Below are 18,825 nucleotides of genomic sequence, written 5' to 3'. Positions count from 1 at the left end.
AAAAAAGTTTCCTAGAGAACTATTTTGGCACAAATTGACATTATGCAATATTTTTTCTATAATAAGCACTAACTACCATGGATAGAAATCCATTCACTCGATGAAGGGAGAAAACTTTCAAATGAAACCAGAAGAACAAAAAGTTTTAGGAATTTTAGCAACTATTTTTGGAGCTATCGCACTTTTAGGGTCTTGGATTCCGTTTATTAACTATCTATCGTTTTTCATCGCTATTGTCGCTTTGATCTTGGGCATTATCGGCCTTATCGTCAACCTTAAAAAACGGAAAACGATGGCCATTATCGGAACATCCCTAGCAATTGCTTCTGTTGTACTTTTCTTTACGACCCAGATACTGTACGCTAATGTCTACAAAGAGTTTGCCAGGGAGTTTAACCGTTCCTATAGGGAGGCAAGTTCCTCAATGGAACGCGAAGAAGAAAGCGACTTGACAGATGATAGCGCCTATTCCATCCCTGAAGAGGAAGAAGACGATACCTTCACCTGGACCCAAGAACAGTTCGACGCCTTAATCGAAGGTGACCTTGACAATAAAGGAAAAGGTGGTACCAACTACAAGGATATTATCAAAAAACACGGACTACCAAATTCCGAATTTGATTCAATCATTGAGGGCTACGACACCAAGAAAATTACCTATATTGGCATTAATGATAGAATCAAAACCGTTACTCTAACCTTTGTAAAACAGGATAATGGTCAACTCTTACTCGTTCATAAAATAGCTGTAGGCCTAGGAGAAAGCCAGCAGCAAAGAGATTCTGGAACCAGAATCTAATCTCAAATATAAAAAGCGAACAGCTAGCAAGTCTGTTCGCTTTTCTATTAGAATCCATCTACGTTTGTGTAGATCTTTTGCACATCTTCGTCGTCTTCAAGAACGCTGTAAAGTTTTTCAAAGGTTTCAAGGTCTTCGCCTGACAATTCCAATTCTGACTGAGGAATCATTTCCAATTCTGTCACTTGGAATTCTTGGATACCTGACTCACGAAGGGCAACGATAGCCTTGTGAAGGTCTGTTGGAGCTGTGTAAACAGTGATTGTTCCATCTTCTGCTTCTACATCGTCCACATCCACATCTGCTTCGAGCAAAAGTTCAAAGATGGCATCTGCATCTTCACCAGCAAATACGATAACACCCTTGTTGTCAAAGAGGTAAGAAACAGAACCTGAAGCACCCATATTTCCGCCATTTTTACCAAAAGCAGCACGGACATTGGCTGCAGTACGGTTAACGTTAGAAGTCAAGGTATCCACAATCAACATAGAACCATTTGGTCCAAAACCTTCGTAACGTCCTTCTGTAAAGGTTTCGTCTGTGTTTCCTTTTGCTTTATCAATCGCTTTATCGATAACGTGCTTTGGCACTTGGGCTTGTTTAGCACGGTCGATAACGAATTTCAAAGCAGTGTTTGATTCTGGGTCTGGATCACCTTTTTTAGCTGCTACATAGATTTCTACACCAAATTTTGCATATACTTTAGAGTTAGCTCCATCTTTAGCCGTTTTCTTGGCTACGATATTGGCCCATTTACGTCCCATTAGGAATCTCCTTTTTTCACATTTTAATCTTTCTTATTATAACACAAGTTTTTTCGATTTTCACTAGAGGAAATGGATTTTCTTTCTTAAATCCAGCTAGGATTATCCTTTAGCTGCCAAAATTTCCTTACCTTCTTTTATCAAGGGGTGACGGAAAAGAGAGAAGTAAAGTTGGATAGTCATGGCAACCCAGATAAGAGGTTCACAGAGGATGACTCCCCTATAGCCCGCCCAAGGGATAATCAAAACCACAAAAACGATTTTCCCGATTAGTTCAATAAAGCTAGAAACTAGAGGGAGGACTTTCTGACCCAATCCCTGCAAGCAATTGCGATAAATCAGCAAGAGGCTCAAAATTGGATAAAAGACTGAACTGATTTGCAGGTATAAGCTACCATTTTCAACCAAGTAACCATCCGTCGAACTGGCCAAGAAGGAAACCAAGGTAGGACTAGCAAAAAAAAGGAAGATACAAACAGAAACTGCCCAGGATATACTTAAACGACTGCCGATTCGAAGGCCTTGAACAATGCGGTCTGGGCGCTTAGCACCTAAATTCTGAGAAGCAAAGGTCGTCATGGCAGAAGAAATAGCGGTCATCGGAAGAAGGGCGAAAGCCATAATGCGGCGAGCCGCCGTCTGGGCACTAATAATCACTGCTCCAAAAGTATTGACAGAGGACTGTAAAATCACACTGCCGATAGATACAATCGAACTCATCAAGCCCATAGCCAAACCTTGCTCCAAGAGATCAGCGTACAAGGCCTTGTTCCATTTAAAATGCTTGAGACTAGGAAGAAGTTCTGGAACACTCTTGCGGATATAGTAAAAGCAGAGAACCGCTGATAAACCTTGCGAAATGATGGTAGCAAGTCCCGCAGATTGAACTCCCAGTTGCAGTTGCGTGATAAAATAGAGATCCAGAACCACATTAACCAAAGCAGAAAAAATCAGGAAGCCAAGGGCTGCTAGACTGTCTCCAATGGACCGCAACAAGCCTGCAAAGAGATTATAAGCGAAGCTGACGCCTACACAGGTCACAATCATAGAAATATATTGATAGGACTGGGGAAGGATTTCCGCTGGAGTATCCAAGTATTGCAAGAGTGGATACAGGCCGACAAATCCCATCAGCATAACAAAAATACTCAAAAGCCCTCCTAAAATCCAGGTTGCAGCAACCGCTTCCTTGATTTTGGTGAAATTACGAGCCCCATAATAGCGAGCAATGACAATCCCCATGCCATTTCCCACACCAAGCGTAAAGCCTATAATCAAGTCAAAAATGGCCGTTGTCGCTCCTACTGCTGCCAAGGATTCTTGACCAAGAAAACGCCCAACAATCAAGACGTCAGCCGTATTATAAAGCTGTTGAAAGATATTAGACAGTAAGATTGGAAAGGCAAAGCTTAAAAGCGAAGGAAGGATTGGACCATTGACCAAATCCACTTTTCTTTTCTTATTCATAAAGCTATTATATCAGCTTTCTAAAGGAGCGACAAGGATTGCTTGGATTTCTTGAAATCAATTGCTTACCGAGGGACAATTTGCTATAATCAAGAAAAGGAGGTCATTTATGAGTTTGACCAGTCAATTAATAACAGATGTATTTCCTGATCTTGATAAGGTTGAAAAGCTAAACAAGGAAGCTTTCCCTGAGGAAGAACGAGTCCCTCTGTCAGAGTTTTTACGCTATCAAGACCGAGATGACGCCCACTTCTTTGCCTTTTATAACCAGGAAGAGTTTGTCGGCTTTGCTTTCTCTATTTCCAACCCCAAAGCTTTCTATATCAGCTTTTTTGCCATCATGCCCCACCTGAGAAGCCACGGGTACGGAAAGGAAATTATCGAAAAGCTGACTGATTTTTACCAGCGAACCATGTTGCTGGAAGTCGAGCGATTGGATGAAGAATGCGATAACTTGGAGCAGAGAAAGGCCCGCATGGATTTCTATCGCCAAAATGGTTTCAAAACAGCCAACGCTTTTCTAGAGTACGATGATTTGAGTTTTGAAATTCTCTACCGCGGTGACCATTTCGACGAGGAAGCCTATCGCGACATCTTCCAAAAATTACAAGATGAACATTATTTTGACTTTCATATCGAGTATCGTCGTTTTAGTGACCATTAGTTCTTTCATCTGAAACAAACATAAAAAGTAGCAGTTCCTATCTGCTACTTTTTATGTTATTCTTCGATTTCGATTTCAAGTCCATCGCCTAGGTCAAGTGTTACTTCTTGGTTAGAAGTCGTCTCTGCTACTGGACTAGCATCTGAGGTTTCTTCATCTTCAATCAAGCCATATTGAACACGAACTTGATGGTCGATGGCATCAAAGATCTCTGGGTGATCTGCCAAGTATTTCTTAGCATTTTCAGATCCTTGCCCGATTTTTTCACCCTTGTAAGAGTACCATGCTCCCGCTTTTTGGATGATATCGAGATCACTTGCAATCTTCAAGAGCTCACCAGTCTTAGAAATTCCTTCTCCGTACATGATTTCAACAAAGGCTTCCTTAAATGGTGGAGCCACCTTGTTTTTCACGACCTTGATCTTGGTTTCCTTGCCGACATTGGTATCTTTTTGGTCACCAGTTCCCTTGATTTGTGTGCTTCCACGAACATCCAAACGGACTGAAGCGTAGAATTTCAAAGCACGTCCACCAGGTGTTGTTTCAGGATTTCCAAACATGACCCCAACTTTTTCACGTAATTGGTTGATAAAGATAGCAATTGTTTTTGTCTTATTGATAGAAGCTCCAAGTTTACGCATGGCCTGGCTCATCATACGAGCTTGCAAACCAACGTGGCTGTCTCCAATATCTCCATCAATTTCTGCACGAGGTACAAGGGCAGCAACTGAGTCGATAACGACAAGGTCAACTGCACCTGAGTCAATCAATTTTCCAGCAATTTCAAGACCTTGCTCCCCTGAGTCTGGTTGTGATAAGAGCAGTTCATCAATATTCACACCAAGGGCCGCAGCATAGGCTGGGTCAAGAGCATGTTCCGCATCGATAAAGGCAGCGATGCCGCCTTCTTTTTGCGCCTGCGCAACAGCGTGAAGGGCAACCGTTGTCTTACCAGATGATTCTGGTCCATAGATTTCGATGATACGTCCCTTAGGATAACCACCTGAACCAAGGGCAATGTCCAGAGCCAATGATCCTGAACTCATCACTTGAACTTTTTGCTCCGCGCGCTCACCCAAACGCATGATTGAGCCTTTACCGAAGTCTTTCTCAATCAGTTTCAGAGCATCGTTCAAGGCTTTTTCTCGATCCGCCCCAAACTTTTTTGAAATTTCATCTAATTTTTTTGGTTTTTTCGCCATTCTATTCTCCTGTATTCTAATAGTCCTAAGACCTATCTACTATTATATCAAAAGTTAGTCACTTAATAAAGCCTTGCGAACTAGGTTAAAGGCATGCATGACCGCGATGTGACGTACATCTGCTCGACTCCGTCCTGCGATATTAGCCTTGATAACCTCTGTCCCTTTTGTATGTGCCAAGCCGATAAAGACCGTCCCAGCTGGATGACCCTCTAGGCTATCTGGCCCAGCCACACCCGTCAAACTAACTCCATAGTCAGACTGAGTCTTTAGCCGTGCCTGCTCTGCCATTTTTTTAGCCGTAAACTCTGAAACGACCCCGTGTTCTTTCAGCTCTTGCTCGGAAATATCCAGCATCTTAGACTTTTCTTCTAAACTGTATGTGACAAAACCGCCATTAAAAATGGCTGAAACGCCTGAAAAGTTCGCTAAAGTAGCCTGAAAAAGGCCTGCTGTTAAGCTCTCCGCTGCAGTAATGCTTTTCTTTCTCTTCTTAAGCTCTTCTACAACGACACTTGCTAGGCTGCTCTCCTCCCCATATCCATAACAGATGTCTCGCAGAGAAAGTTCCTCGAAAGTCTGGCGATCTAAGATTTGATTTTCCAAGGTGTCCAATGCTTGATCAGCCTTTTCTTGACTAACTGCTTTTGTGGACAAGCGTAAGGTCACTTCTCCCGTTTTGGCATAAGGTGCCAAGGTCGGATCAGTTTGATGGTCAATCAAATCCGCCAAAATGGTCACCAACTGACTTTCACCAATCCCAAAGAAACGGAGCACACGGGAATACAGCTTGCTGCCTGTCATAAACTTGGGCAAGAGTTGATTTAAGACCATGGGTTTCAACTCACTTGGAGGTCCTGGAAGGACCACGTAGGTCACGCCATCTACTTCCGATACCCCTCCTACCGCTAAGCCTGTCTCATTTGGCAATGGAGTTGCTCCTTCTACAATTTGGGCTTGGCGCTCATTATTTGGTGTCCGAGCATAGTCTGGCCTTTGAGCAAAAAAGACATCCAGTTTCTCTTGCGCTTGAGGGTCAAACACTAAGTTTTTTCCCAAAAATTTTGCCAGAGTTTGTTTGGTTAAATCATCCTCAGTTGGCCCCAAGCCCCCTGTCAAAATTACAAGATTGCTACGTTGACTCGCAATCTCAAGCAAGGACAAAAGACGAGCTTCATTATCTCCAACAGCTGTTTGAAAATAGACATCTACCCCGATTTCGGCTAGTTTCTCTGATAAAAACTGAGCATTGGTATTGACAATCTGCCCTGTTAAAATTTCTGTTCCAACAGCAATAATTTCTGCTTTCATATTTCCTCCTACCTATCTATTCGAATTTTTTTGAAAAAATCGCAGGAAAGTCCCACGATTTGATTCTTTGTTTTATTCTATCTCTTCGTTTGAAGCATTTGTGGAAGGTGCTGTTCGACCATAAAGATTTTCATACAGAACAGCGTTGGTCTCCAACTCTGCTACGTCCTCTCTCCCTAGGGAACGACGCAAGAGATTTTGCATTTCCAGCATATGCTCCATCGTTACGATTTGATAAGAGATTCCCTGCAACTCAGCATCTTCACCACGAAGTTGATGAGTTTCGATGTTTTTAAAGGAATCTTGGTAACCAAGTAGTTGTGGAATACTGGAGGCAGACAAATCAACATTTGTCTGCATATTATCACTAAGCGCTTTTAAGATAGCTTGATAATGACTGATACTGTTGAGGCTCAAGACCTTTTCCATAATCTTTTGAATGACTTCACGTTGACGTTTTTGACGACCATAGTCTCCCTCAGGATCCTGATAACGCATCCGTGAATAGACCAGGGCTTCCTCACCATTCAAAGTTTGCTCACCGACTCCAATCGAGATTTTATTAAATTCTTCCTGATCAGCAATCGAAATTGGAAAACCGAGTGTGTTGTTGACTGTGATACCCCCAACTGCATCAACTAGCTGTTGGAGTCCTTGCATGTTGACCATCACATAACGATCGATATGAATGTTCATCATTTTTTGAATGGTTGAAATAGCCAACTCTGCACCGCCATTGGCATAGGCAGCATTGAGTTTTGCTTCCTGAACTTGGCCATTTCCAGTCTCAATCTTGGTCAAAATATCCCGTTCTAAACTCATCATAGTGGTTTTCTTGGTTTTCGGATTGACTGTCAAAAGAATCATGGAATCACTATTCCCCGCCCAAGGGTCTGTACGTTCTACATTTCCCGTATCTACCCCCATCAAAAGAATGGTCAAAGGCTCTGTCGCCTCAATCACGTTGGTTTCTTCACCAATTTTCTTATAAGTTTTTTTACTTAAGGTTTCAGTTCCTTGATAATAAATAGTATAGGCATACGCACCTACACCTAAAGCCGTTACTGTTAGAAAAGCTAGTAGCATTCCGATTATTTTTTTTACCATCTTATCATTTATCTATCAGTCTACCCATCAGGTAAACGTCTAAAAATATCCCTTCTTTTAAATAGGCTCCTCTTTCTTGTAAGCCTTCTGTAACAAATCCAAATTTTGAATAGAGGTGGATAGCTGCCTCGTTGCGCTTTTGTACACTGAGCTGCAAGCGACGCAGAACTCCACTGATTTTAGCCCACTCAATACCTTCTTCAAGGAGTATGCTTCCTAAGCCATGATTCCAAAACTTCCTTTGGATGACCAAAAAGATATCCCCGATGTGGCGAATGCGTATACGTTGCTCTGCCGTGATGTTCAAAACACCTGCAATTTCATCATTCAGGAGGGCTAGGAGAGTGATTTGGTTATCTGAAGTCGCTTGCTTTTCAATAAAAAGCGCCATTTCAGATTCTGTCATCAGGATACCATTTTCATCCAAACTGGTGAAATCTGTCTCCTGACCAACTAAATCCAAGAATGCAACCAAAGCAGCTGCATCATGAGCTTCAGCCTCACGAATACAAAGTTCATACTCCATCTTGAAGCTCCTTGATCAGTTGTTCAGCACGAGAACCCTGAGCGGTAAAATAGAGGCGACGACCCTCAGCCTCTTTCAAGAGTTCCAACTCCAAGTAGGAATCTGGCAAATCCTCACCCAAAAGATGTCCCCACTCGATAACGGTCACACCACCACCAAAGAGAAACTCATCCAAGTCAATCGAATCAGCATCCCCCTCAATCCGATAGACATCCAAGTGGTAGAGCGGAAGGCGACCCTCATACTCTCTCACGATGGTGTAAGTTGGACTTTTGATCATCTGACGAATACCCAAGCCCTTGGCAAGGCCCTTTGTAAAGGTTGTTTTACCAGCACCCAATTCTCCAGACAAGATCAAAACATCATTTTTTTGGAGCAAGGTCCCTAGACGTTCCCCCAGATTGATCAGCTCTTCTTCATTTTTTGTGTACATGCTACTATTATACCAAAAAGTTCTCTTTTATGTAATTTTTCTTTACAAACTTACTATAACAACTTTGGTAAAATAAGGGATTTTTATTGATAGAAAAGTGTTTTTAAAAAAATATACACATGGCGCTAACAAGTAAAATATCTCGGATTACGTGTCCGTAAAAAGAAAATTCTCTTCTCATAGATTTTGGAAACAAAAACCGAGCAAAAATGAATCCCAAACCAACATAAAAAACAATGGATAAGACTGTTATTGGATTTCTCAAGAATAGCAACATTGCCAGAACTGTCAGGATAACTGTTTTTTTCTTATTGAGAGTGTTTTTCAAATCTCGGCTATACTTTTCAAATGGTAAAAAAACAAGTAAATCAATGCCAAATAAGAAAAAGAAGGAGGGCAAGAAAAGATCTACTAACTCTTGCTGAAAAGCTGTATGTGTTAAAATAGTCTCCGACAATACCAGACAAACACCAGCTAGGTTTAAGACCAACAAGATACTATAAAATAGTTTCACTTTTTTCTGACTGTTTAAGATACTATGGACATCCTGATCTTGGGTATAAAAGAAATTCATCCCCACGCACAGACCTGATGCCAATACGATAAAAACTAGAAAATAGGCGCTTGACTGCTTTAAGGTTAAGATGGCTCCCTTCCACAGCAAGCAGCTACTCAAACTAATCTGGATCAAAGCTAGTAACAATAAGATGCGAATTGATTTTATCATTTTCAGTTCTCCCTTCGTATACATGATTATACTCTGCGAGAAAGATAAAAATTCCCCTCTCTTCTCAAATGTCCAATTTTGACGCTCAACTGACAAAAATGAAAAATAGTTGAAGCGATTTGAGAGATATTGCTTCGTGCTCACCTAACCCCAATAGACAGAAGTGTAAAACAAAAGAGAACCCGAAGGTTCCCTCATTTGCTTTTTATTCTACTGTTTCTTCAGCTCGGATTTCCACAACTTCCTCTACAGGTGCAAGTTCTGCCTCTTCTTGTTCAGGAGCCAAATAAGCTGCTTCGTTGATAGCTTGTGGTTCAAGGTTACGGTAGCGAGCCATACCAGTACCTGCTGGGATGATCTTACCGATGATAACATTTTCCTTGAGTCCAAGGAGATGGTCTTTCTTACCACGGATGGCTGCATCTGTAAGGACACGAGTTGTTTCCTGGAAGGAAGCCGCTGACAAGAAACTGTTGGTTTCAAGTGAGGCTTTAGTGATACCCATAAGGACTGGGCGACCTGTCGCTGGAACTCCACCTGCGATAAGGACGTCTTTGTTAGCATCTGTAAAGTCGTTGATATCCATGAGGGTACCCATGAGAAGATCTGTGTCACCTGGATCCATGACACGAACTTTACGGATCATTTGACGAACCATCACCTCGATGTGCTTGTCACCGATTTCTACCCCTTGGCTACGGTAAACCTTTTGTACTTCACCGAGAAGATAGGTTTCAACAGACAAGACATCACGAACAGCGAGGAGACGTTTCGGTTGGATAGAACCTTCTGTCAATGCTGCACCGCGAGAGACTTGGTCTCCAACTTCAACACGCATACGTGCTGTAAATGGAACCACGTATTCACCTTCGCCAGTTTCACCCTTAACAAAGACTTTCTTGGTACGAGTTGATGCGTCTTCTTCGATGGCTGTAACCTCACCCTTGACTTCAGTGATGACCGCTTCCCCTTTTGGATTGCGGGCTTCAAAGATTTCTTGGACACGAGGAAGACCCTGAGTGATATCGGTATTTGAGGCAACCCCACCCGTGTGGAAGGTACGCATTGTAAGCTGTGTACCAGGTTCCCCGATAGATTGGGCAGCGATTGTACCAACTGCTTCACCAACTTCAACCGCATCACCAGTCGCCAAGTTGATACCGTAACAGTGACGGCAGACACCGTGACGAGTGTTACATGTAAATACAGAACGGATAGTGACTTCTTCCACGCCAGCGTTGACAATTTCACGCGCCTTGTCTTCTGTAATCAACTCATTTGGACCGATGATAACCGCACCAGTTTCTGGATGTTTAACAGTTTTCTTAGTGTAACGACCATTGAGACGCTCTTCGAGAGACTCGATCATCTCTTTTCCTTCTGCGATAGAACGGATCAAGAGACCACGGTCTGTTCCACAGTCGTCCTCACGGATGATAACGTCTTGGGCAACGTCAACCAAACGACGAGTCAAATAACCTGAGTCGGCTGTCTTAAGGGCTGTATCGGTCATACCTTTACGAGCACCGTGAGTTGAGAAGAACATTTCGAGTACTGACAAACCTTCGCGGAAGTTTGAAAGGATTGGCAATTCCATGATACGTCCGTTCGGAGCGGCCATCAGACCACGCATACCAGCAAGCTGTGAGAAGTTTGAGATGTTACCACGAGCTCCAGAGTCCATCATCATAACGATTGGGTTCTTCGGATCTTGGTTGGCAACCAAGCGTTTCTCCAATTTTTCACGGGCAGCACGCCATTCAGCTGTAACAGCGTTGTAGCGCTCATCGTCCGTAATCATACCACGACGGAATTGTTTTGTGATTTGTTCTACACGTTTGTGTGATTCTTCGATGATTTCAGCCTTGTCATCAACGACTGGGATATCGGCAATACCCACTGTCAATCCCGCAAGAGTTGAGTGGTGGTAACCGAGGTTCTTCATGCGGTCAAGTAAGGCAGAAGTTTCTGTCGTACGGAAACGTTTGAAGATTTCAGCGATGATATTTCCAAGATTTTTCTTCTTGAATGGAGGGTTGAGTTCAAGATTGCGAATGGCTTCCTTGATATCTCCACCTAGTGGCAAGAAGTATTTAGCCGGAACGCCTTCTGTTAAGTTAGCATTTGTTGGTTCTTGCAGGTAAGGTAGACCTTCTGGCATGATATCGTTGAAGAGGATTTTACCAACTGTTGTCAGCAAGACCTTGTGTTTTTGCTCTTCAGTCCAAGGTTTGTTGAGGCTGTCAGTTGCAATACCAACACGTGAGTGGAGGTGAACATAACCATTACGGTAAGCCATAACAGCTTCGTCACGGTCTTTGAAGACCATTCCTTCACCTTCACGACCAGCTTCTTCCATGGTCAAGTAGTAGTTACCCAAAACCATGTCCTGAGATGGAGTAACAACTGGTTTACCATCTTTCGGGTTCAAGATATGCTCAGCAGCCAACATCAAGATACGAGCTTCTGCTTGAGCTTCTTCTGAAAGCGGTACGTGGATGGCCATTTGGTCCCCGTCAAAGTCGGCATTGTAGGCTTCACAGACAAGCGGGTGCAAGCGAAGGGCCTTACCATCGATCAAGACTGGCTCGAAAGCTTGGATACCCAAACGGTGAAGGGTCGGTGCGCGGTTCAAAAGTACTGGGTGTTCTTTGATTACTTCTTCAAGGATATCCCAGATACGTTCATCACCGCGTTCCACCAAGCGTTTAGCTGCTTTGACGTTTTGCACGATGTCACGGGCAACGATTTCACGCATAACAAATGGTTTAAAGAGCTCGATCGCCATTTCGCGTGGCACGCCACATTGGTACATCTTAAGAGTCGGACCAACGGCGATAACGGAACGTCCTGAGAAGTCAACACGTTTACCGAGCAAGTTTTGACGGAAGCGTCCTTGTTTACCCTTGAGCATGTGGCTCAATGATTTCAGTGGACGGCTACCTGGTCCTGTAATCGGACGACCACGACGACCGTTGTCAATCAAAGCGTCAACCGCTTCTTGAAGCATACGCTTCTCATTTTGAACGATGATACCTGGTGCATTCAACTCAAGCAAGCGAGCCAAACGGTTGTTACGGTTGATAACACGACGGTAAAGGTCATTCAAGTCAGATGAGGCAAAACGGCCACCATCCAACTGCAACATTGGACGAAGATCTGGTGGAATAACTGGAAGAATGTTGAGAATCATCCATTCAGGTTTATTTCCAGACCTGTAAAAGGCATCCAAAACATCCAAACGACGGATAGCTTTGACACGTTTTTGTCCAGTAGCTGTTTTCAACTCTTCTTTGAGTTCGGCAATTTCTTTTTCAAGATCTACTTGTTTCAAAAGGTCTTGGATAGCTTCGGCACCCATCTTGGCAACGAATGATCCATAACCGTACTCACGCAAGCGCTCACGGTATTCGCGCTCTGTCATGATAGACTTGTGCTCAAGTGGTGTATCCTTCGGATCAATCACTACATAAGCCGCAAAGTAGATAACTTCCTCGAGGGCACGAGGGCTCATATCAAGGGTCAAGCCCATACGGCTTGGAATCCCCTTGAAATACCAGATATGAGATACAGGAGCTTTCAATTCGATGTGCCCCATACGCTCACGACGAACTTTTGTACGCGTTACTTCAACCCCACAACGGTCACAAACAATCCCTCTGTAACGAATGCGTTTGTACTTACCACAAGCACATTCCCAGTCTTTTGTAGGACCAAAGATGACTTCGTCAAAGAGTCCTTCACGTTCTGGTTTCAACGTACGGTAATTGATTGTTTCAGGTTTTTTGACTTCTCCATAAGACCATGAACGGACTTTGCTTGGAGAAGCTAGGGTGATTTGCATACTTTTAAAACGATTTACATCAACCACTATTTCTTCCCTTTCTATTCTAAGTGAACTGCTTATTCTTGTTCAGCAGCTTCTTCTGTTGCTTCCGCTTTTGCAGTTTCTTCAGCTTCAAATGCTGCTTTTGCATCTTGGGCTGCTTTTTCGCGGGCTTTTTCAAGGTCATCTACGTGGATGACATCTTCGTCCATTCCTTCATCCAAGTCACGAAGTTCCACCTCTTGATCATCTTCGTCAAGGACACGCATGTCAAGACCAAGAGATTGCAATTCTTTCACAAGAACTCGGAAGGATTCTGGAACACCTGGTTTTGGAATTGGTTTTCCTTTTGTAATGGCTTCATAAGCTTTCAAACGTCCGTTGATATCGTCAGACTTGTAGGTCAAGATTTCTTGAAGGACATTTGACGCACCGTAGGCTTCAAGAGCCCAAACCTCCATCTCACCGAAACGTTGTCCACCAAACTGAGCTTTACCTCCGAGTGGTTGTTGGGTAACGGTTGAGTATGGTCCGACTGAACGCGCGTGCAATTTATCATCAACCATGTGGTGGAGTTTGATCATGTACATGACACCAACTGATACACGGTTGTCAAACGGCTCACCTGTACGTCCATCGTAAAGGATTGTCTTGGCATCGCTATCCATCCCTGCTTCTTTAACGGTTGACCAAAGGTCTTCAGAACTTGCTCCGTCAAAGACCGGTGTTGCGATGTGGATACCAAGAGTACGAGCTGCCATACCAAGGTGGAGTTCCATAACCTGACCGATATTCATACGTGATGGCACCCCAAGTGGGTTCAACATGATATCGACTGGAGTTCCATCTGGAAGGTAAGGCATGTCTTCTACAGGAACGATACGAGAGACAACCCCTTTGTTTCCGTGACGTCCGGCCATCTTATCACCGACCTTGATCTTACGTTTTTGAGCGATGTAGACGCGAACCAGCATGTTGACACCTGATTGCAACTCATCTCCATTTGCACGTGTAAAGATCTTAACATCACGAACGACACCATCGGCACCGTGTGGTACACGAAGAGAAGTGTCACGCACTTCACGAGACTTGTCTCCGAAGATAGCGTGCAAGAGACGTTCTTCAGCTGAAAGGTCTTTCTCACCCTTAGGTGTGACTTTACCTACAAGGATATCGCCTTCTTTAACCTCGGCACCGATACGGATAATACCCATCTCGTCAAGGTCTTTAAGGGCATCTTCCCCAACGTTTGGAATTTCACGAGTAATTTCTTCAGGCCCAAGCTTTGTATCGCGCGTTTCTGATTCGTATTCCTCAAGGTGGACAGATGTATAGACATCGTCTTTGACCAAGCGTTCGCTCATGATAACGGCATCCTCGAAGTTGTAACCTTCCCAAGTCATGTAGGCAACAATTGGGTTTTGTCCAAGCGCCATTTCCCCTTTTTCCATAGAAGGTCCGTCAGCAATAAAGTCACCTTTTTCAACGACATCGCCAACTTTAACGAGAGTGCGTTGGTTGTAAGCAGTACCTGAGTTAGAACGACGGAATTTTTGGATGTGGTAAACATCTAGCGAACCATCTTCACGGCGAACCTCTACCTTGTCCGCATCTGCGTAAGTAACTTTACCATCATACTGAGCAATGACCGCTGCACCAGAGTCATGAGCTGCTTGGTATTCCATACCAGTACCAACGTAAGGTGCTTTTGGATCAATCAAAGGCACAGCCTGACGTTGCATGTTGGCACCCATAAGGGCACGGTTGGAGTCATCGTTTTCCAAGAAAGGAATACATGCAGTCGCAACGGCAACTACCTGTTTTGGCGACACGTCCATGTAGTCAACTACTTCTGCTGGATACTCTTGATTGACCCCTTGGTGACGTCCCATGACAACTTTCTCAGCAAAAGTCCCATCTTCGTTCAGACGTGAGTTAGCCTGCGCTACAGTAAATTCATCTTCTTCATCGGCTGTCAACCAAACGATTTCATTGGTCACAACACCTGTTTCACGGTCAACCTTACGGTATGGAGTTTGAACAAATCCATACTTGTTCAAGTGTCCGTAAGATGACAAGTTATTGATCAAACCAATGTTAGGTCCTTCAGGTGTCTCGATTGGACACATACGACCATAGTGAGTGTAATGCACGTCACGGACTTCATATCCAGCACGGTCACGTGTCAAACCACCAGGTCCTAAGGCTGACAAACGGCGTTTGTGAGATAACTCAGAAAGTGGGTTGTGTTGGTCCATGAACTGTGACAACTGTGATGAACCAAAGAATTCTTTAACCGCAGCTGTTACAGGACGGATATTGATGATTTGTTGTGGTGTTAAAACTTCATTGTCCTGAACAGACATACGTTCACGGACATTACGTTCCATACGAGAAAGTCCAAGACGTACTTGGTTAGCAAGCAATTCACCAACTGCACGGATACGACGGTTTCCAAGGTGGTCAATATCATCCACACGTCCGATACCTTCCGCCAAGTTGAGGAAGTAGCTCATTTCTGCAAGGATATCCGCAGGAGTTACAACACGAACCTTGTCGTCTGGATTGGCATTTCCGATGATGGTTACGACACGGTCTGGGTCCGTTGGGGCAACAACCTTGAATTTTTGAAGGACAACTGGTTCTGTCAGAACAGCTGCATCGTTCGGAATATAAACGATCTTGTTCAAGTCGCCATCCAAGTGATGCTCAATACTCTCGATCACGCTACGAGTCATAACGGTACCAGCTTCTACCAAGATTTCACCAGTTTCAGGGTCTACCAATGGCTCCGCAATGGTTTGGTTGAGCAAGCGTGTTTTAACGTTGAGTTTTTTATTGATCTTGTAACGACCAACAGCTGCCAAATCGTAGCGGCGTGGGTCAAAGAAACGTGCTACGAGCAAGCTACGTGAGCTTTCAGCAGTCTTAGGCTCACCTGGACGAAGGCGTTCGTAGATTTCTTTCAAGGCTTCGTCTGTACGAGAGTCCATTGGATTCTTGTGGATATCTTTTTCAATAGTGTTGCGAACCAATTCGCTGTCACCAAAGATATCAAAGATTTCATCATCACCAGAGAAACCAAGCGCACGAACCAAGGTCGTAAATGGAATCTTACGAGTACGGTCGATACGAGTATAAGCGATGTCTTTTGAGTCGCTTTCAAGTTCCAACCAAGCTCCACGGTTAGGGATAACAGTAGAACCGTAGCCCACTTTACCGTTCTTGTCTACTTTGTCATTAAAGTAAACACCTGGTGAGCGGACCAACTGAGAAACGATAATACGTTCACCACCATTGATGATGAAAGTACCCATTTCGGTCATGATTGGGAAATCACCAAAGAAGACTTCTTGGGTCTTGATTTCGCCTGTTTCTTTATTAATCAAGCGGAAGGTTACAAAAATTGGTGCTGAGTAGCTAGCATCGTGGATACGTGCTTCTTCGAGCGTGTATTTGGGTTCCTTGATTTCATAGCCAACAAATTCCAACTCCATTGTGTCTGTGAAGTTTGAAATTGGCAATACATCTTCAAACACTTCCTTAAGACCATGGTCTAGGAAAGCTTTGAATGAATCTGTTTGAATTTCAATCAAATTTGGTAAGTCAAGAACTTCTTTGATTCTTGAAAAACTACGACGGGTACGATGTTTCCCGTATTGAACGTCATGTCCTGCCAAGATGATTCTCCTTTGTAAATAAGTTCCAAGCCTGCTTCATCAGGCTATTGATTATCATTAAATGGTTGTCAAACCCCTATCACCTTGTCCTTTTGATAAATTTTCAGAATCTTTAAATTTTTGTTACAAGCACTCGAGAACCTGAAAAAAAGCACAAAAAGAGCAGCTAAATCCGACTTTTTCAGAAGATTTAACTGCTGTGAGTCCTGTCTGGACAATATTTCAGACAAAACCTACGACAAATGATTATTCATATTATACCTTATTTAGCTAGATTTTTCAAGGTATTTTTACCATTTGCTAAATTTCAATTTCAAGTTAGCCAGTAATCAGAAATTCTCTGGGAGACTTGTAGTCCAAGCATTTTTTAGGATAGTTATTAATCCAATTTTCGATGAAGATGACTTCTTTGGGAGTCGTTTTCTTAGTACCTTTTCTAGGATAAAGGAGGTTCTGTTTGGTCAATCCCAACTTTCCATGATGAATCCAGTAGTAGATGGTAGAAATTCCCACGTTAACTCCCTTAGCTTTGACCATCATTTCAGGGGACAACTTTTAATTATGATAGTGGAGAATCTTTTGCTTTAGTTCTTTGGTCAAGATTGGTTTCTTAACAGAGCGCTTCCGATTGGTTTCATAAACCATTTGAGCATAGTCGGCAGAATAAACCTTTTTAAATCGTCCCTTTCCTAGACATTGTAGGACTGTGCCACGCTTGATTTCATTGTGGATGGTTTGGGGAGCTTTTCCAAGTAGAGATGCGATTTTTCTATTTGATTTTCCTTCATTTTTCCATCGTTCGATTAACCGACGGCTATGGATTGTCAAGTGTTTAGCTTTTGTAGTATAATAGTTTTGCATCTCTGTACCTTTCTTGTGTTTGTGGTGAACAACAAGTATAACACAGAGATGTTTTCTTATGCCTAAACGAGCTTTCATTTGACAATAGGTTTCCTTGAAGATGTTCGGTCAGCTAAACCAAGGCTAGACTTAGCCTTGGCTAGCGAGACTAATATCTCCAAGCCTATTATCAAATGAAATCAGGAGCTAACTATAAGCTAGTTAAACCATTACATTTTTAGGAAGGCTGGGTGGCTAACTTCATTATAGAACTTTCAATATTTAGCTTTATAATCAATATTCCAACGCTAAATTGGAAGCGACTAATAATCTCATTAAACTCATCAAACGCAATATCTTTGGCTCTCGGAACTTTGACAATTTTAAAACTAGAATTCTCGTCGCTTTGAATATCAAAAAGGAGAGGACTGATTTAGTCCTCTCCAGGGTATGACTTTTTGGTAATCCACTACAGTTGACAAAGAGCCAAAAAAGATACTCACTTAAGTATCTTAGTCAATAAATCAATCGGGAAGACAGGATTCGAACCTGCGACACCTTGGTCCCAAACCAAGTACTCTACCAAGCTGAGCTACTTCCCGAGTTAAATAGAAAAAATGCACCCTAGAGGATTCGAACCTCTAACCGCCTGATTCGTAGTCAGGTACTCTATCCAGTTGAGCTAAGGGTGCTCATTATTATATGCCGAGGACCGGGATCGAACCGGTACGATCGTTACCAATCGCAGGATTTTAAGTCCTGTGCGTCTGCCAGTTCCGCCACCCCGGCCTCTCTAAGCGAACGACGGGATTCGAACCCGCGACCCCCACCTTGGCAAGGTGGTGTTCTACCACTGAACTACGTTCGCATCGACCTCTTCTAGTTTTAATGCCGGCTACATGACTTGAACACGCGACCCTCTGATTACAAATCAGATGCTCTACCAACTGAGCTAAGCCGGCTAATTCCTACTATGCGGGTTAAGGGACTTGAACCCCCACGCCGTTAAGCGCCAGATCCTAAATCTGGTGCGTCTGCCAATTCCGCCAAACCCGCAAATATGACCCGTACTGGGCTCGAACCAGTGACCCATTGATTAAAAGTCAATTGCTCTACCAACTGAGCTAACGAGTCTAAAATAACTTCAGTTATCTTACGGTCCCGACGGGAATCGAACCCGCGATCTTCGCCGTGACAGGGCGACGTGATAACCGCTACACTACGGGACCTATGGGAGTTAACGGGATCGAACCGCTGACCCTCTGCTTGTAAGGCAGATGCTCTCCCAGCTGAGCTAAACTCCCAAAAAGGAAGCCTCTAAACTTCCTATTCTGCTAAGCGACTTCCATATCTCACAGGGGGCAACCCCCAACTACTTCCGGCGTTCTAGGGCTTAACTGCTGTGTTCGGCATGGGTACAGGTGTATCTCCTAGGCTATCGTCACTTAACTCTGAGTAATACCTACTCAAAATTGAATA

General features: G+C 43.4%; 12 protein-coding genes, 9 tRNA genes, 1 rRNA gene and 2 pseudogenes. 3 read left to right on the top strand and 21 right to left on the bottom strand.

Features of this window, described 5'->3' with window-relative positions; translation table 11 throughout:
• Positions 1-100: 100 nt before the first annotated feature.
• Positions 101-799, top strand: coding sequence for a CD20-like domain-containing protein (locus D8862_RS07795; protein ID WP_038804170.1), 699 nt, complete (start codon positions 101-103; stop codon positions 797-799).
• A gap of 47 nt (positions 800-846) precedes the next feature.
• On the opposite strand, the gene D8862_RS07790 is transcribed toward D8862_RS07795, so the two are convergent.
• Both D8862_RS07790 and D8862_RS07785 read right to left on the bottom strand, forming a co-directional pair.
• Positions 847-1,563, bottom strand: a complete 717-nt coding sequence (locus D8862_RS07790; RefSeq protein WP_125449800.1) for a YebC/PmpR family DNA-binding transcriptional regulator — start codon at positions 1,561-1,563, stop codon at positions 847-849.
• A gap of 102 nt (positions 1,564-1,665) precedes the next feature.
• Positions 1,666-3,030 (bottom strand): MATE family efflux transporter, encoded by a 1,365-nt coding sequence (locus tag D8862_RS07785; RefSeq protein ID WP_125449798.1) that lies wholly within the window; start codon positions 3,028-3,030, stop codon positions 1,666-1,668.
• A gap of 109 nt (positions 3,031-3,139) precedes the next feature.
• Between D8862_RS07785 and D8862_RS07780 the strand changes: the two genes are divergently transcribed.
• Positions 3,140-3,694 carry a GNAT family N-acetyltransferase gene (locus tag D8862_RS07780; RefSeq protein ID WP_125449796.1) on the top strand — a complete coding sequence of 185 codons (555 nt, stop codon included), beginning with the start codon at positions 3,140-3,142 and terminating at the stop codon, positions 3,692-3,694.
• A gap of 56 nt (positions 3,695-3,750) precedes the next feature.
• Here the strand turns inward: D8862_RS07780 and recA are convergent, their stop codons facing one another.
• The 9 genes and pseudogenes from recA to D8862_RS07735 form a co-directional block, all read right to left on the bottom strand.
• Positions 3,751-4,896, bottom strand: coding sequence for a recombinase RecA (gene recA / locus D8862_RS07775; protein ID WP_125449794.1), 1,146 nt, complete (start codon positions 4,894-4,896; stop codon positions 3,751-3,753).
• A 54-nt stretch (positions 4,897-4,950) separates the two neighbouring features.
• Positions 4,951-6,207, bottom strand: a complete 1,257-nt coding sequence (locus D8862_RS07770) for a competence/damage-inducible protein A (RefSeq protein WP_125449792.1) — start codon at positions 6,205-6,207, stop codon at positions 4,951-4,953.
• A 72-nt stretch (positions 6,208-6,279) separates the two neighbouring features.
• Positions 6,280-7,314, bottom strand: a complete 1,035-nt coding sequence (gene lytR, locus D8862_RS07765; protein ID WP_093586830.1) for a glycopolymer--peptidoglycan transferase LytR — start codon at positions 7,312-7,314, stop codon at positions 6,280-6,282.
• A 4-nt stretch (positions 7,315-7,318) separates the two neighbouring features.
• Entirely contained in the window at positions 7,319-7,840 is a 522-nt protein-coding gene (locus D8862_RS07760) for a GNAT family N-acetyltransferase (RefSeq protein ID WP_125449790.1), read from the bottom strand.
• On the bottom strand, positions 7,830-8,273 hold the full coding sequence (gene tsaE / locus D8862_RS07755; RefSeq protein ID WP_084974020.1) for a tRNA (adenosine(37)-N6)-threonylcarbamoyltransferase complex ATPase subunit type 1 TsaE: 444 nt from the start codon (positions 8,271-8,273) through the stop codon (positions 7,830-7,832). The genes D8862_RS07760 and tsaE overlap by 11 nt, the downstream gene beginning before the upstream one ends.
• Positions 8,274-8,376: 103 nt before the next feature.
• Positions 8,377-9,000: a hypothetical protein gene (locus tag D8862_RS07750; RefSeq protein WP_125449788.1), complete on the bottom strand. Its 624-nt coding sequence runs from the start codon at positions 8,998-9,000 to the stop codon at positions 8,377-8,379.
• Positions 9,001-9,205: 205 nt separating this feature from the next.
• The gene (gene rpoC, locus D8862_RS07745) at positions 9,206-12,871 is read right to left on the bottom strand and encodes a DNA-directed RNA polymerase subunit beta' (RefSeq protein ID WP_185760854.1); all 3,666 of its coding nucleotides are present in this window, start codon (positions 12,869-12,871) and stop codon (positions 9,206-9,208) included.
• A 32-nt stretch (positions 12,872-12,903) separates the two neighbouring features.
• Positions 12,904-16,506, bottom strand: coding sequence for a DNA-directed RNA polymerase subunit beta (rpoB, locus tag D8862_RS07740; RefSeq protein WP_125449786.1), 3,603 nt, complete (start codon positions 16,504-16,506; stop codon positions 12,904-12,906).
• A gap of 318 nt (positions 16,507-16,824) precedes the next feature.
• A pseudogene (locus tag D8862_RS07735) lies at positions 16,825-17,367 on the bottom strand (transposase).
• 277 nt (positions 17,368-17,644) lie between these two features.
• On the opposite strand from D8862_RS07735, the pseudogene D8862_RS07730 reads away from it, so the two are divergent.
• A pseudogene (locus tag D8862_RS07730) lies at positions 17,645-17,800 on the top strand (transposase); the annotation flags it as partial.
• A gap of 74 nt (positions 17,801-17,874) precedes the next feature.
• Here the strand turns inward: D8862_RS07730 and D8862_RS07725 are convergent.
• The 10 genes from D8862_RS07725 to rrf form a co-directional block, all read right to left on the bottom strand.
• Positions 17,875-17,948 (bottom strand) — tRNA-Pro (locus tag D8862_RS07725).
• A gap of 16 nt (positions 17,949-17,964) precedes the next feature.
• Positions 17,965-18,038: transfer RNA gene (locus tag D8862_RS07720), tRNA-Arg, on the bottom strand.
• A gap of 11 nt (positions 18,039-18,049) precedes the next feature.
• Positions 18,050-18,135, bottom strand: a tRNA-Leu gene (locus D8862_RS07715).
• Between the two features lie 7 nt (positions 18,136-18,142).
• Positions 18,143-18,214: transfer RNA gene (locus D8862_RS07710), tRNA-Gly, on the bottom strand.
• A 21-nt stretch (positions 18,215-18,235) separates the two neighbouring features.
• Positions 18,236-18,308: transfer RNA gene (locus tag D8862_RS07705), tRNA-Thr, on the bottom strand.
• A gap of 12 nt (positions 18,309-18,320) precedes the next feature.
• Positions 18,321-18,402: transfer RNA gene (locus D8862_RS07700), tRNA-Leu, on the bottom strand.
• Positions 18,403-18,407: 5 nt separating this feature from the next.
• Positions 18,408-18,480, bottom strand: a tRNA-Lys gene (locus D8862_RS07695).
• A gap of 22 nt (positions 18,481-18,502) precedes the next feature.
• Positions 18,503-18,575: transfer RNA gene (locus tag D8862_RS07690), tRNA-Asp, on the bottom strand.
• Between the two features lie 2 nt (positions 18,576-18,577).
• A tRNA-Val gene (locus D8862_RS07685) sits at positions 18,578-18,650 on the bottom strand.
• Between the two features lie 29 nt (positions 18,651-18,679).
• Positions 18,680-18,795, bottom strand: a 5S ribosomal RNA gene (gene rrf / locus D8862_RS07680).
• Positions 18,796-18,825: the final 30 nt, after the last annotated feature.

Source organism: Streptococcus oralis (assembly GCF_003942585.1).
GTDB classification, from domain to species: domain Bacteria; phylum Bacillota; class Bacilli; order Lactobacillales; family Streptococcaceae; genus Streptococcus; species Streptococcus oralis_BE.
This window is presented reverse-complemented; position numbering and strand designations above follow the sequence as displayed.

What these genes read in the sequence shown, in the direction of transcription:
- recA (WP_125449794.1), bottom strand. Translation starts at nt 4,896, where the DNA reads ATGGCGAAAAAACCAAAAAAATTAGATGAAATTTCAAAAAAGTTTGGG.
- D8862_RS07760 (WP_125449790.1), bottom strand. Translation starts at nt 7,840, where the DNA reads ATGGAGTATGAACTTTGTATTCGTGAGGCTGAAGCTCATGATGCAGCT.
- D8862_RS07770 (WP_125449792.1), bottom strand. Translation starts at nt 6,207, where the DNA reads ATGAAAGCAGAAATTATTGCTGTTGGAACAGAAATTTTAACAGGGCAG.
- D8862_RS07780 (WP_125449796.1), top strand. Translation starts at nt 3,140, where the DNA reads ATGAGTTTGACCAGTCAATTAATAACAGATGTATTTCCTGATCTTGAT.
- D8862_RS07790 (WP_125449800.1), bottom strand. Translation starts at nt 1,563, where the DNA reads ATGGGACGTAAATGGGCCAATATCGTAGCCAAGAAAACGGCTAAAGAT.
- lytR (WP_093586830.1), bottom strand. Translation starts at nt 7,314, where the DNA reads ATGGTAAAAAAAATAATCGGAATGCTACTAGCTTTTCTAACAGTAACG.
- D8862_RS07795 (WP_038804170.1), top strand. Translation starts at nt 101, where the DNA reads ATGAAGGGAGAAAACTTTCAAATGAAACCAGAAGAACAAAAAGTTTTA.
- D8862_RS07750 (WP_125449788.1), bottom strand. Translation starts at nt 9,000, where the DNA reads ATGATAAAATCAATTCGCATCTTATTGTTACTAGCTTTGATCCAGATT.
- tsaE (WP_084974020.1), bottom strand. Translation starts at nt 8,273, where the DNA reads ATGTACACAAAAAATGAAGAAGAGCTGATCAATCTGGGGGAACGTCTA.
- D8862_RS07785 (WP_125449798.1), bottom strand. Translation starts at nt 3,030, where the DNA reads ATGAATAAGAAAAGAAAAGTGGATTTGGTCAATGGTCCAATCCTTCCT.